11 protein-coding genes are annotated in these 14,298 nt (G+C 34.2%); 10 read left to right on the top strand and 1 reads right to left on the bottom strand.

Features of this window, described 5'->3' with window-relative positions; all coding sequences use genetic code 11:
• Positions 1-79: 79 nt before the first annotated feature.
• From HNQ00_RS09830 to HNQ00_RS09800, 7 genes are all read left to right on the top strand, one after another.
• Entirely contained in the window at positions 80-484 is a 405-nt protein-coding gene (locus HNQ00_RS09830) for a GNAT family N-acetyltransferase (protein WP_173838175.1), read from the top strand.
• 160 nt (positions 485-644) lie between these two features.
• Positions 645-2,111, top strand: a complete 1,467-nt coding sequence (locus HNQ00_RS09825; protein WP_173838173.1) for a lipopolysaccharide biosynthesis protein — start codon at positions 645-647, stop codon at positions 2,109-2,111.
• Between the two features lie 174 nt (positions 2,112-2,285).
• Positions 2,286-2,720, top strand: coding sequence for a dUTP diphosphatase (dut, locus tag HNQ00_RS09820; protein WP_173838171.1), 435 nt, complete (start codon positions 2,286-2,288; stop codon positions 2,718-2,720).
• A 107-nt stretch (positions 2,721-2,827) separates the two neighbouring features.
• Positions 2,828-3,844, top strand: a complete 1,017-nt coding sequence (locus HNQ00_RS09815) for a sugar phosphate nucleotidyltransferase (protein ID WP_173838169.1) — start codon at positions 2,828-2,830, stop codon at positions 3,842-3,844.
• A 65-nt stretch (positions 3,845-3,909) separates the two neighbouring features.
• The gene (locus HNQ00_RS09810; protein ID WP_173838167.1) at positions 3,910-5,253 is read left to right on the top strand and encodes a tetratricopeptide repeat protein; all 1,344 of its coding nucleotides are present in this window, start codon (positions 3,910-3,912) and stop codon (positions 5,251-5,253) included.
• A 7-nt stretch (positions 5,254-5,260) separates the two neighbouring features.
• Positions 5,261-6,031, top strand: coding sequence for a lipoprotein insertase outer membrane protein LolB1 (gene lolB1, locus HNQ00_RS09805; protein WP_173838165.1), 771 nt, complete (start codon positions 5,261-5,263; stop codon positions 6,029-6,031).
• A 60-nt stretch (positions 6,032-6,091) separates the two neighbouring features.
• A complete protein-coding gene (locus tag HNQ00_RS09800; RefSeq protein WP_254598482.1) occupies positions 6,092-7,342 on the top strand; it encodes a murein hydrolase activator EnvC family protein in 1,251 nt (416 codons plus the stop codon).
• Between the two features lie 57 nt (positions 7,343-7,399).
• Here the strand turns inward: HNQ00_RS09800 and HNQ00_RS09795 are convergent, their stop codons facing one another.
• Positions 7,400-8,431: a LacI family DNA-binding transcriptional regulator gene (locus HNQ00_RS09795; RefSeq protein WP_173838161.1), complete on the bottom strand. Its 1,032-nt coding sequence runs from the start codon at positions 8,429-8,431 to the stop codon at positions 7,400-7,402.
• Between the two features lie 162 nt (positions 8,432-8,593).
• Between HNQ00_RS09795 and HNQ00_RS09790 the strand changes: the two genes are divergently transcribed.
• The 3 genes from HNQ00_RS09790 to HNQ00_RS09780 all read left to right on the top strand — a co-directional run bounded on the left by HNQ00_RS09790 (position 8,594) and on the right by HNQ00_RS09780 (position 14,199).
• Entirely contained in the window at positions 8,594-11,185 is a 2,592-nt protein-coding gene (locus HNQ00_RS09790) for a TonB-dependent receptor (RefSeq protein WP_173838159.1), read from the top strand.
• Between the two features lie 65 nt (positions 11,186-11,250).
• Entirely contained in the window at positions 11,251-12,561 is a 1,311-nt protein-coding gene (locus tag HNQ00_RS09785) for an amylo-alpha-1,6-glucosidase (RefSeq protein WP_173838157.1), read from the top strand.
• 18 nt (positions 12,562-12,579) lie between these two features.
• Positions 12,580-14,199, top strand: coding sequence for a sodium:solute symporter family transporter (locus tag HNQ00_RS09780; protein WP_173838155.1), 1,620 nt, complete (start codon positions 12,580-12,582; stop codon positions 14,197-14,199).
• The last annotated feature ends 99 nt before the right edge of the window (positions 14,200-14,298 follow it).

The raw sequence follows: 14,298 nt of genomic DNA, 5'->3' as shown, positions 1-14,298 counted from the left end.
TGTCTATTTTTATACTACAAATAATTTAATACCCCTTTTTAACTTGCCAACTCTTAAAATACTTTCGAACCTAAACGAAATGCTTGCTGAACTCGATATAATTAAGCATTTGTACGTTGAATTTACTATTGAAAAATACGAGTCTTATCTTAAAGAAATGATTCCGCATAACTACAAGCAACTAGCCATTTATGATAATGATATTTGTGTGGCACTTACTGGTTTCTGGACTGGCTACAAGTTGTGGTCTGGTAAGTATATCGAAATCGATAATTTTATTGTTGATCCCGCTCATAGGGCTAAAGGTCTAGGTAAAATGATGACCGATTTTATCGATGCTAGAGCACGTGAGGAAGGTTGCACGATGATTGTACTTGATGCATATACTAATAACTTTACAGCGCAGCGGTTTTACTTTAATCAAGGATATATTCCTAAAGGGTTTCATTTCTTGAAGATGATAGATGAAAATGGTTTAAGCTAATTGCTCTAATATCATTTTGTAATTTTATTCAAGTAACCAGTCCTGTTTACCGTTCTCCTTTTTGACTTAGTTGTAAGAATGCAATCATTACGCTAGTAGCAACAAATTAATCATAGAAATAGTTATTTTTGCTTTTTCGAATTAATAAGACCCAACCACATTGGCATTATATAAAAATTTATTCAAACAGACAGCAATTTACGGCCTTGCAACAGTACTGCCTAGAATGTTTTCTTTTATACTGGTTCCAGTATATACTGATCTACTTCCTAAAGCAGAGTATGGTAAAGTATCGATGATTTTTGCTTACATGATATTCATCAATGTTATTCTGGCTTATGGTATGGAAACCTCTTTTTTTAGGTTCTATAATAAGGAAGAGGATAAAGATAAAGTGGTAGAAACCTCGATGATAACGATTTTCTGGTCTACCATTGTCTTTCTATTTTTAGCTTTATTGTATCGCAGTACCTTGTCGCAGTGGTCAAATATTGATGCACAATACATCGGGTACACCATCTGGATTCTTGCCTTAGACGCTTTAGTAATCATACCATTTTCTAAATTAAGAGCGACACAAAGACCTATGTTTTATGCTGTCATAAAAATAGCTAATGTGGTGGTAAATTTATTGCTTACAATCTCGTTTTTAATTTATCTACCTAGATGGGTGGCGGCAAGTCCTAACGGATTATTAAGTTCGTTGTATGTTGAAAATTTTGAAATAGGATATATTTTCTTAGCAAACATCATTTCGAGTCTGCTTACTTTTATTGTATTAGCTCCTAATTACCTTGCTTTAAAATGGAAGTTTGATTTCGGACTTTGGAAACAAATGATGAAATACGGCCTTCCTATTCTTGTTGCTGGGATTGCTTTTGCCATTAATGAGCAATTTGATAAAATCCTACTAGGTAATTTATTACCTGCAAATATAGCTGACACAGAGGTGGGTGTCTATTCAGCATGTTATAAGATAGGGTTATTTATGGTGCTTTACAGAACGGCATATACCTTAGGAATAGAACCATTTTTCTTCAGTCATTCTTCAGATAAAAATGCACCGCAAACCTATGCGATGGTGACCAAGTATTTTGTGATTTTTGGTTCGTTCATCTTATTATCTGTAATTGTCTTTGCTGATTTATTTAAGATGCTATTGATTAGAGATAGTTCATACTGGGTCGCTATGAAAGTAGTACCACTGATTATATTGGCTAACTTCTTTTTAGGTATTTACACTAATTTGTCTGTATGGTATAAATTGATTGATAAAACCCATGTGGGTGCTTATATTTCAATTGTAGGAGCGATAATCACACTGGTGCTAAACTACCTATTAATTCCTACTATGAGCTATTACGGGTCGGCGATTGCAACTTTAGCTGCGTATGCAAGTATGATGCTGATCTCTTATTATTTGGGTAATAAATACTATCCTATTCCTTATGACTTAAAAAAGATTGGAGGATATCTTTCTATATCAATAGTTTTCTCAGCAATTTCGTTTTATGGCTTTCGCGAAAACTATTTTATAGGTGTTGGTTTGTTAGTCGCATTCCTATATTTTATCTATCACAATGAGAAAGTAACTTTGCTTAGAATTATAAATAAAAGTCCAAAATAGTATCGGTTAGTTATTGCTGTTGGTTAGCCGTCATAAATAGCGTACCTGAGTAAAAATTGTATTATTGTAGCCAGTTCGACCTTATTATTGGAGAAAGCTGCTATTTAAAATTAGAAATAAAACACATTAATCTACGTTTGTAATTCGAAAAGTATACAGACACAAATTATAAAAATGAAAATAAACATCATCAATAAATCGCAACATGCTTTGCCTAGCTATGAAACGATAGCGTCTGCAGGAATGGATTTAAGAGCTAATTTAACTGAGACAATTACTTTGAAGCCATTAGAGCGAACAGCAGTTAAAACAGGTCTTTTTATCGAATTGCCTATAGGATATGAAGCACAAGTAAGACCACGCAGCGGATTAGCCTTTAAAAACGGAATTACAGTACTTAATAGTCCTGGCACGATTGATGCAGATTACCGCGGAGAAATTGGGGTGATTTTAGTAAATTTATCCAATCAAGATTTTGTAATCAATAATGGCGAGCGAATCGCACAATTAATCATTGCAAAACACGACCGCGCAGAGTGGATTGAAGTTCAAGAATTATCTGAAACTTCAAGAGGTGAAGGTGGTTTTGGTAGTACAGGGGTGAAGTAATCCCCCTAACCCCCGAAGGGGGAAGTAAAGCGTATATAAAATAAATATTAACATAAAGCCTATTGACCCCTAATAGGAGTTCCCCTTTGGGGGCAAGGGGGATAAATATGAAAATAATAGTTCCTATGGCTGGACGTGGTTCACGTTTACGTCCACATACATTAACAGTTCCTAAACCTTTAATTCCGGTTGCAGGTCAACCTATAGTACACCGTTTAGTTCAAGATATTGCAAAAATCTTAAAAGAACCAGTTGAAGAAATCGCATTTATCCTTGGTGATGAAGCTTTCTTTGGTGAAGATGTGGTAAAAAGCTTGGAAAATCTTGCTGAAGGATTAGGTGCAAAAGCGTCAATCTATCGTCAAGACATGCCATTAGGAACAGGACATGCCATTATGTGTGCTAAGGAATCACTTTCGGGACCAGCAGTTATCGCTTATGCAGATACACTTATCAGAGCCGATTTTGATCTTGATCCAGCCGCTGATGCCGTTATTTGGGTAAAGCAAGTTGATGAGCCAGAAGCTTACGGTGTGGTGAAAATGAACGAAAAAAATGAGATTACCGAGCTTGTAGAAAAACCAGCTGAATTTGTAAGTGACTTAGCAGTTATTGGGATTTACTATTTTAAAGAAGTAGGTGACTTAAAAAAAGAACTACAAAACGTATTGGATAATAACATTCAAAATGGGGGTGAGTACCAGATTAATGATGGTATCAAAGCCATGATGAGTAACGGTAAAGTTTTTAAAACAGGAAGTGTAGATGAATGGATGGACTGCGGGAATAAAAATGTTACTGTAGAAACCAATTCTCGTATGTTAGGATTTTTAGACAGCGATAAGGTTAATCTAGTAGCTTCAAATGTGCGTTTAGATAACGCCACGATTATTCCTCCTTGTTACATAGGCGAAGATGTTGTCTTGACAAACGCTACTGTGGGACCTAATGTATCTTTAGGTAAAGGGTGCCACGTAACTAATAGTACGATAAAAAACAGTTTAGTGCAAACGCATTCACATATTAGTAATGCCAAGCTAGACAACGCCATGATAGGAAATCACGTAAGCTATGATGGTGAATTTACAAGTGTAAGCATTGGAGATTATTCTGTGTTAGAATAATGATTTTATAAAGGTAACAATAGCTGCAAACCCATCATGTTTGCAGCTATTTTTTAAAAGTAATTATGAAAAAGAAATCACTTCGCTATTTGATTGTCCTTATAATTGGTAATGCTACGGCTTTGCTGGCTCAAGCACAACCACTAAATACCGAAAGTGAAAGTACTAAATTCCAGAATTATTTTTATGAATCGCTCAAGCAAAAAGGTATCGAGAACTACGATAAAGCAGTAGTCTCGCTAGAGCAATGTTTAAAAATAGAACCTCAAAATGCTACAATTTATTTTGAATTAGGTAAAAATTATCTGGCGCTTAAGCAGTATAAAAATGCCTACTCTTCATTTGAACAAGCAGCAAAAATTGACCCTTCAAATAAGTGGTTTTTTGTAGGCATGTACGATGTTGATTATGCGACACAAAACTTTGATAATGCCATTATCAACATTACTACTTTAATCAAATTCGACCCTAAATTCAAAGAAGATTTAACGTCGTTGTATATGAATACGCGTCAGTTTGATAAAGCACTAGCTTTGATCAACGAACTCAATGAAACGGTAGGGTCAACTGATAGGAGAGATTTGTATAAAAAGCAAATCTTATCGCAACCAAAATACCAAGGTAGTGAGATTGAAAATTTAGAGGCGCTTATCGCGAAATATCCCAAGGAAGAGTCCAATTATACCGCACTCATTTATTTGTACTCTAAAAGTAATAATGTAGAGAAAATAACCGCTACTGTTAAAAAATTAGAGAAAGAAATTCCAGAATCAGAATGGGCTCAAGTGAGCTTGTTCAAAATTTATTTAGATCAAAATGACGGCCCTAAAGTAGTAAAGGCGATGCATACCGTTCTAGGAAGTACACAAATTGATAGTAAAATTAAGCATCGAATAATGAACGAATTCTTAATTTATGTTGATAAAAACCCACAGTATAGTTCAGATTTAGATCAAGCCATCAACTATTTTGATACTGATAAAGAGATTAATGTAGCACTCGAAATAGGGAAATTCTATCACAATAAAAAAGAATGGGGGAAGGCGATTGCTATGTATGAAAAAGCAAACGATAAAAGCGAGCTAGCAAGTGTAGAGACTAATGTGCTGTTGCTTCAAGCCTACACCGAAGACAAACAGTTTAAAAAAGTGGTAGCTGCTGCCGAAGATTTACTTTCCTTATTCCCTTCGCAACCACAATTTTATTATTATGCTGGTTTAGGTTATAACCAATTAACACAATTTAAAAAAGCCAAAGACGTTCTAGAATCAGGAATAGATTTCTTGATCGAAAACAAGCCCTTAGAAATTAATTTTTATATTCAATTGGGTGAGGCATACAACGGTCTTGGGGATGCTAAGAAAAAGGAATTTTATTTTAGCAAAGCCAATGAATTATTAAAAAAATAATCTAATTATGAAAAAGATAAGCCTACTATTAGTCATTATTATGATGGCTTCTTGTAAAACACAATCGGTGGTTACAGAGCCAATCACTCCAGCGACTTACTTAAAATCCAAAACAATTATCAATAAACATTATGATAATAAAAAGGATTTTTCAACACTTTATGTAAAAGCTAATGTGCGCTATGCAGATGATAAGCAAACACAGAATGTAACGGCAGAGATTAAAATTAAAAAGGATGAAGAAATTCTAGTAAGTATTCGTTTTCTAGGTATTACGATGGCTAAAGCTTCTATAACACCTAAATCTGTGCGCTATTATGAAAAAATAAAAGGGACCTATTTTGAAGGTGATTTTAGTACATTAAGTAAATGGTTAGGTACTGATCTTGATTACACAAAGATGCAAAATTTGCTAATAGGTGAGGCAATCGACGATTTAAATAAAGGTAAATATACAGAATCGCTGTTAGAACAAATGTATCGTTTAGATGATAATGAGAATGGTGGAACTAAAAAATCGTTTTACATCGACGCAGGGGATTTCGAAATAAAAAAACAAGAGGTAAGCCAGCCTACAGAGGAGAGAATGATATTGATTGCGTATGCTGACCCAAAGACTAATAACGAAATTACGATCCCTTCAAATGTGGTTATTAACAGTTACCAGAAGAATAAAAAATCAGAAATAAAACTAGATTATAACACAATTTCTTTTAATGAAGAACTTTCTTTTCCTTATAGTGTGCCAAATGGTTACAATAAAGTTATAATTAAGTAAATTTGCAAAAATATATTTTTTAAGATGCCAAAATTTTTCCTTACCCTAATTTGTATTTGCATGACTTCTGTCATGTGGAGTCAGTCCCAACAAGATAAGTTGGAGCAAAGAAAGGCCCAAATTCAAAAAGAAATTCGTGATAACGAGAAGATGTTGCAATCGGTTAAGTCGAAGGAGAAGTCGGCTATGAATGTCTATTTAATTCAAAAAAACAAGATTAGACTGAAAGAAAACCTGATTAGTACTACTGAGAAGCAAACAAAATTACTGGCAAACGACATGTATATTAATCAAATGAAGATTAATAAATTGAACAAAGAGCTTATTGTGCTTAAGCAAGATTATGCTAAGATGATTGTAAAGTCATATAAAAGTAGATCAGAGCAAAGTCGCGCTATGTTTATCTTATCATCTGAAACTTTTTTACAGGCATATAAAAGAGCTCAGTACTTAAAACAGTACACTAATTTTAGAAAATCACAAGGAGAAGAGATAAAGACAAAGTCTACTGATCTAGTGGTAATTAATAAAAAAATTAATGGTCAAAAGGTTGTTAAACAAAAGTTACTTGCTGAAAACGTAAAAGAGCGTACGGTACTTCAAAAAGAGAAAGGCGAGCAAGAAAAACTGGTTAACGAGATTAAGAAAGATAAAAATAGAATCGTTTCTGACATTCGAAAAAAACAGAAAGAATCTAAAACAATCGATAAACAAATTGATCGCTTGATTAGAGAGGCGATTGCTGAGGCCAATAGAAAAGCCGCTATAGAGAAAGCTAAAGCCAAAGCACTAGCTGAAAAATCTAAATCTACTCCTAAAGAGGTGGCCGCAGTTGCTGCAAAGGAACCTGTATCGTCATCAAGGATTGAATTGACGCCAGAGGCAAAAATAGTTGCAGATAATTTTAGATCCAATCGTGGAAACTTACCATGGCCAGTAGAAAAAGGATTTATTTCATTAAGCTACGGTGATCAAGCACACCCTATATACAGTTCGCTAGTTATTCACAACAGTGGTATTGAGATTACTACAAATGATGGTGCAAATGCATTAGCTGTATTTGGAGGAGAAGTATCACGTGTAATGGTAATGTCGCCGGTGAACAAAGCAGTGATGATACAACATGGAGATTACTTTACAGTGTATCAAAACCTGAGTTCAGTATCTGTAAGCCAAGGAGACAAAGTGAGTATCAAGCAAGTCATAGGTCGCGTTAGAACGAGTGGTGATACTGGAAAAACAATTATTAAATTTTTACTGCTTCAAAACACCACATATACAAATCCTAAAAGTTGGTTAGCACCTCGATAGTAACAGCTTTTTATAATACAAATTACAGCCTCATTTTTACAGTAAAAGTGAGGATGTTTACTTTTTAAGCGGGTTAAAAGAGGACTTTCTAATGATTAAATTAGTTTTAATCTGGATGGTTTTGTGATTAATCTCATCTTGACTATTGATCTCATCGATTAATGTTTTTATAGCCAGTTCACCCACACGGTTTCCTGGTTGGTCAATCGTAGTTAAGTTGGGTTTGATTATAGTTGAAAAAGCAGAATTACTAAAACCTGCCACAGCAACCTCTGCGGGGATTTTAATTTTATTCTTTTTGATGATTTGAATTGCACCCACTCCAGCCTCATCGGTGATGGCAAAAATAGCATCGGGTCTGTCTTTTAAACCTAGTAAAATAGTAGTTAATTTTCTCCCCTCTTCAATCGATAAGTCTTCAGAGCTTAAAATGATACTTTCATCGACAGTTATCCCATATTGTTTTAAAGCCCGTAGATAGCCCATGTATCTTTTTTCGGATATGACAGAGCTCTCTGTTTCCTTAATAATGGCGATGCGGCTTTTGCCGGTTTGTATCAAGTGTTCTACGGCTTTAAAAGCAGCGTCTTCATCATCAACGATTATTTGGGTACAAGGCACTTTACTCGAAATCCTATCAAATAATATTAGCGGAAAGTTTTTCATGCTTTCCAATATAGGTTCAATCTTAGTGGTTTTTTTTACCAGTGACATCAATACACCATCGACTCCAAATTGTACCATGGTTTCTAATAATTCAGCTTGTTTTAATTCATTATTAAACGATTCGCAAATAATTACTTTGTAACCACTAAGATCGGCATTGTAAATAATTCCTTTTAATAAAGTAGCTGTAAATTGATGCTCAATGTTAGGAATAATTACTCCTATGATATTTGTTTTATGAGAACGAAACCCTCTAGCAAATAGATTAGGCACGTACTTTACCTTGTTAGCATAGTCCTTTACTCTTGCAGTTGTTTCTGCGCTTATATCGATATGACCATTTAAAGCACGAGAAACGGTTGAAATAGATAATCCTAAATCAAAAGCCATTTTTTTTAAGGTTACTACATTTTTTTTGCGCATTTTTTATTGATTTGTTGGTAAAGATATTAAAAAAAATTATTTTGCAAACGTTTGCGGAAACGTTTGCGGTGTTTTTTTCTGCAATTTATGCATTATAATGATTGCAGCTAGTATAAATTAGCTGAACTAACAACCAAATTATTTAATTCAAATATCCACGCTATGAAAAATTATATCAAAATTTTTTTACTGCTTATCGGAACTTGTTCCTATTCACAATCAGTTATTAAAGGAACTATTTATGATGAGAACAACAATCCGTTGCCTCTAGTAAATATTGCAATCCTAGGATCTAATGTTACTACTTCTACAGATATGGATGGTAACTACATTATGAAATCAAGTTTAACTGGAGAGCAAAAAATTAAAGCGGTTTACATTGGTTTCTTTCCACAGACAAAAACAGTAAACTTTAGCGCTAATGTTACTTTAGATTTCATTTTAAAAGAAAGTATAGAAACCTTAGACGAGGTAGTATTAACGGCCACATCGACTAAACGTTCTCAAAAAGAAACACCACTATCGATTACCTCTTTAAGTGCTAAGGATTTGACTAAGTTAAATACCAGCAGTCAGGCTAACATTTTAAGAAGTATTCCTGGTATTACTACAGAGAATGGAGGAGGAGAGGTCGCTTCTAATGTTTTTGTAAGAGGTTTGCCTTCTGGAGGACAGTTTCAATTTAATCCTTTACAAATTGATGGTATGCCAGTGCTAGCAACTTTTGGACTAAACTCATCTGCGCATGATGTTTACTTTAGAACAGACATTGGAATCAAAAGTTTAGAGTTTGTACGTGGAGGATCATCGGTTCTTTATGGAGTAGGTTCAGTTGCAGGTATTATTAATTATACTAGTGTGACGGGTTCAGAAACACCAAAAAATATTTTAAAATTAGAATTAGGTACAAATTCAAGATACAAAGCAGATTTCTTGACTAGTGGTCAATTAGGAGGGAAAGACTCTAAAATGTTTTATGCACTTACAGGATTTTATAGATATGATGAAGGTCCTATAAAAACAGGATTGCCTACAGAAGGTTACCAATTAAGAGGTAATATAAAGAAAGTTACAGAGAAAGGATCAATCACTTTTTCTGGACAATACATCGATGACCAAGTACAATTCTTCTTGCCTTACCCATTAGAAGGTGGAACAAGAAACCGTCCTACTGGAAACAATGGTGAGGAAATTCTAACATTACAAACAGCAAGTGCTGCAAACTTTTCATATAAAACACCAAACGGAATTTACACATCACCTATAAGAGATGGAGTAAGTACTAAGGGAGGATATTTCATGACTAATTTTGTACATAATTTTAATGACGATCTTAAAATTGATGCTAAAATTAGAAAATCACAGTACGAGCACCAATTTAATTTATTCCTTGACGGATCAGGTGTAAGCGGAGCTAAGGCTGTAGAGACTCAACAAGAATATTTAGCAGCAAGAGGATTAGCAGCGGGTTCATTCACACAATTAAATGGAACGGCTTTACCAGCAAACGCTAGATTATTCGAAAATAGAATTTTAGATAGAAACAGACCTTTAAGTGAGTTAGTTGCAGATATCAAATTAAGCTACGATACAGGAAACCATACCTTGACTGGAGGAACGTTTATGTCTCGATCAGAAGCAGGAGATTTTAATGTCACTACAAGTTATTTAAGCGAGTATAGCAACCGTCCAGGATTAGTAAATGTTTCAGGATACACTGTAAATGGTATTACTAATAGAGGAGCTGGATACACTAATAGAAATATTGCAAGTAATAAATTAGCGTTTTTCTTAGCTGATGAGATAAAATTAGATCGTTGGAATTTTGATATTGGTGTTCGTTATGAAAGAGCTTCTGGAGATATCGAAAATGAAAAAACAGCATCGTTCTTAGTTGATAATACAGGAATTGCTAAACTTGACAATGTAGTATGGGGAACAGGTTCTTTTCAAACAGGACATGTAACAGCAGATGATTTTGCAGTAGCATTAGCGGCACTTTATAAAGTAAATGATAACGCAAGTGTGTACGGAAACTTTTCTAGAGGTTACTTTTTTCCAGAATTAAGAAGTGTGAAATTTGACGCATTAGACAATCCATCTTCTTACAGCTCAGAAAAAATTGTACAAGGAGAAGCAGGATTAAAATATGGTAAAGGAACGTTCTCAGGAACATTAGCTGGTTTCTTCTTAAACTTATCTGATAGAAGATCTATAGAATTCATCAATGATCCTAACAGTGTAGGTTTGATCGAAAAAGTAGACAAGCAAAGTACAAAGTCATACGGACTTGAAAGTACATGGAACTGGAGATTTACTGAAGGATTTGCTTTCAACGGTACATTTACTTACCAAAAACATGAGGTGACTAAATCAGAAAAAACACCAGCAATTGTAGGGAACAAATTAGTAAGACAGCCTAACATGATGACAAAATTAGGATTGTCATATGATAAATCAAATTTTGATGCTAATGTAGATTATAGCTACTCTGGAGATAAATATGCTAACGAAGCAAACACAATTAAATTAGAAGGTTTTGGTATCGTAGATTTAAACTTAGGGTACACATTCAATATTGGTAAGGCTGATGAAACATTACGTTTAGGATTACAAAGTTTCAACTTACTTAATTCAGATGGTATTACAGAAGGATCTCCTAGAGTAGGTAACAACCAAACGGAAGAAGAATTTTTTGTAGGAAGACCTATCATTCCTAGAACAGCATTAGTAAACCTTACCTTCAATTTTTAATAAATAAGGGATTGGTAAGAACTTGGTTTTAAAATAAACTGACTTTCAAAATTAAATAGCATAGCATGAAAAAAGACATGATCGCAGAGGCTCAAAATATATTAAATGACAATTTTCAAGAAATTGGATACTCGATACCTAGCAAAGGTTTGTATCCTTTTCAATGGAAATGGGATTCAGGGTTCATTGCCATAGGTTTTGCACATTATGACATGGAAAAGGCTAAAAAGGAAATGAAAACATTGTTGAACTCACAATGGAAAAATGGTTTTATTCCGCATATTGTTTTTCACATTGAAACAGATAGTTATTTCCCTGGCCGCGATTTTCATTTGTCAAAGTTGCATCCAGATTCAAACTTAGACTATCCATCAACGGGAATGACGCAGCCTCCTGTCTTAGGTTTTACATTAGAAAAAATGTATGAAATCGCGACAGACAAAGACGATGTACTTGCTTTTATAAAAGACAATATTGACAAAGTATATTTTAATCATGAGTATTTTTACAGTAAAAGAGATCCACAAAATGAAGGTTTAGTATACATCTATCACAACTGGGAGTCTGGAACAGATAACTCTCCTATATGGGACGATATTTGGAAAACAATGAATCCGCCGCAGTACACATTTGAACGTAGAGACACCACGCATGTTGACTCTTCTCAAAGACCTACTAATAGAGAGTATGATCATTATTTACATATTATCGAAATTGCAAAAGCGCACAACTACGACGATGCAAAAATTGCAGCTTTATCCCCATTCTTAGTTCAAGATCCATTATTTAATGCGATGTTGATCAAGTCAAATGACGCCATGATTAACTTGTACAAATTGATAGGTGGTAATCAAGAAAAAGTGGAGCAATTAGAATACTGGCAAGCAAAAAGTAAGGCGTCGTTCAATGCTAAATTATTCGATAAAGAGCTAGGTGCTTACATTCATTATGATTTAAGAAATGAAAAGCCTATTCGTTTTGTAAGCTCTTCTTCTTTCTCGCCATTATTTGCAGGAATTCCTTCAACAGAACAAGCTGCAATTATCATTAATACGATGATGACAAAATTTGGAGGAGAAGACATGTATTTATGTGCTTCATTTGATCCTACAAGTGATCGTTTTAACCCAAAGAAATATTGGAGGGGACCTGTTTGGATTAATCTTAACTGGCTATTATATTACGGTTTAAAAGAGTATGGTTACAATACGATTGCTGCTAGAGTAAAATCTGACAGTATCGAAATACTTAGTAAAGTAGGGTTCTATGAATACTTTGATGCTAGAAAGTCAGAATATACAGAAGGCGCAAAAGGATACGGTGGCGGAAACTTCTCATGGAGTGCTGCGTTGTTTCTAGACATGCTTGAAAATTAATTATTAAAATAAATCTTTATGAATTGGATTGATTACGTTGTAGTGATTGTTTACTTGATTGCGTTCCTAGGTTTAGGAGTGTTTTTTAAAGAAAACAAAGACGGAAAGGATTACTTTTTAGGAGGTAAAGATATGGGGTGGTTTCCACTTAGCTTATCAGCTATGGCAACGCAACTCTCAGCAATTAGTTTCATTTCTGCGCCTGCCTTTGTTGGTTTGGCTCAAGGCGGGGGAATGAAATGGTTAACTTTTGAACTGGCTGTACCCTTAGCAATGATTGGGATCATTTTAATTATTGTACCCCCACTTTATCGTGCTAATATTGTAAGTATTTATGAGTTTGTCGAAAGGCGTTTCTCGTCATCTACACGCATTATTTTAAGCTTTGTGTTTCAAATTAGTCGTTCGTTGTCAACAGGAGTTGGAGTATACACAATCGCAATCATTTTGCAATCAGTATTGAACATCAGTTTTCACTGGACCATACTTTTAATCACGATTATAACGATCGTTTACTCTTATATGGGAGGGATGAAAGCAGTGGTTTGGGGAGATGCTATCCAAATGGTTATTTTATTTGGAGGACTATTAATTTGTATTTATTACGGTTGGGATTTATTAAAAGCTAACCCTGATTTTACAGGATTTGATAGTGAGCGTTTACAGGTTATTGATATTCCTAATCTAGGTTTTGATGGTGGAACTTACGGCTTACTACCTATGGTTTTAGGAGGTTTGTTTTTATACTTATCTTATTATGGAACTGATCAAACTCAAGCGCAAAGACTAATATCTGCAAAGGATGAAAAATCAGCAAAAAAAATACTAGTGACAAATGGGTTGTTGCGATTTCCAGTAGTATTAACATACTGTATCATGGGATTGATTATAGGAGCATTAGTGCACTTAACGCCTGATTTTATGAATGATATCGTTTTGCTAACTCAAAAAAATTACCCAGAAGAATTTTTAAAAAGTGGCTTTAAGCCAGATTTAATGTTGCCTGTTTTTATCATTAAATACTTACCTCATGGTTTAATGGGAATATTAATTGTAGGTATTTTATCTGCAGCGATGTCTTCAGTTAGTGCGACCATCCATTCACTTGGTGCGGTAACAGTAGAAGATTTATTCAATAGAGGTAAAGTAAAATTGAGCCAGGTTAAATACATGAAATTATCTAAAATTTCTATTGTATTCTGGGGGGTGGTTTGTATTGCTTCAGCCTATTTATTTGGAGGTACTGGTGGGACTGTGATCGAATTAATTAACGTTATTTCATCTCAGTTTTATGGTCCTATACTTACTACGTTTATTATTGCAATTTTAGTTAAAAGAGTCAACCACGTTGGGATGAACGTGGGAATTATAGGTGGTGTTGTCATCAATATCACTATTAAATATTTCTTTGATGATATCTTTTGGATTTGGTTCAACTTGACTGGATTTGTAATCACATTTGTATTAGCTATAGTGTTTAGTGCATTGTACAAAACAGAAACTAGAGAGAATTTAAATATCGAATTCAAAGTTAATAAAGCAGATGTTTTTTCTAAGGATGTTCTAGTGTTGGTACTGTTCTTCTTAGTGATTTTAGGAATTAGTTTTAGTTTACCATCACTACTAGCTATGATATAATTAATTGGTTATTGATTGTTATAGCATGCAGCACAATGTCTCAAAATATTGTGCTGCTTTTTATTTACCGCTTATTTTGTAAGGATCATTTTAAAAATA

Origin of the sequence: Flavobacterium aeripolare, from assembly GCF_013294025.1 — a bacterium.
GTDB lineage: Bacteria > Bacteroidota > Bacteroidia > Flavobacteriales > Flavobacteriaceae > Flavobacterium.
This window is presented reverse-complemented; position numbering and strand designations above follow the sequence as displayed.

Excerpts from the sequence above, each read along its gene's own strand:
- HNQ00_RS09830 (WP_173838175.1), top strand. The coding sequence starts at position 80 with ATGCTTGCTGAACTCGATATAATTAAGCATTTGTACGTTGAATTTACT.
- dut (WP_173838171.1), top strand. The coding sequence starts at position 2,286 with ATGAAAATAAACATCATCAATAAATCGCAACATGCTTTGCCTAGCTAT.
- HNQ00_RS09815 (WP_173838169.1), top strand. The coding sequence starts at position 2,828 with ATGAAAATAATAGTTCCTATGGCTGGACGTGGTTCACGTTTACGTCCA.
- HNQ00_RS09810 (WP_173838167.1), top strand. The coding sequence starts at position 3,910 with ATGAAAAAGAAATCACTTCGCTATTTGATTGTCCTTATAATTGGTAAT.
- lolB1 (WP_173838165.1), top strand. The coding sequence starts at position 5,261 with ATGAAAAAGATAAGCCTACTATTAGTCATTATTATGATGGCTTCTTGT.
- HNQ00_RS09800 (WP_254598482.1), top strand. The coding sequence starts at position 6,092 with ATGACTTCTGTCATGTGGAGTCAGTCCCAACAAGATAAGTTGGAGCAA.
- HNQ00_RS09795 (WP_173838161.1), bottom strand. The coding sequence starts at position 8,431 with ATGCGCAAAAAAAATGTAGTAACCTTAAAAAAAATGGCTTTTGATTTA.
- HNQ00_RS09790 (WP_173838159.1), top strand. The coding sequence starts at position 8,594 with ATGAAAAATTATATCAAAATTTTTTTACTGCTTATCGGAACTTGTTCC.
- HNQ00_RS09785 (WP_173838157.1), top strand. The coding sequence starts at position 11,251 with ATGAAAAAAGACATGATCGCAGAGGCTCAAAATATATTAAATGACAAT.
- HNQ00_RS09780 (WP_173838155.1), top strand. The coding sequence starts at position 12,580 with ATGAATTGGATTGATTACGTTGTAGTGATTGTTTACTTGATTGCGTTC.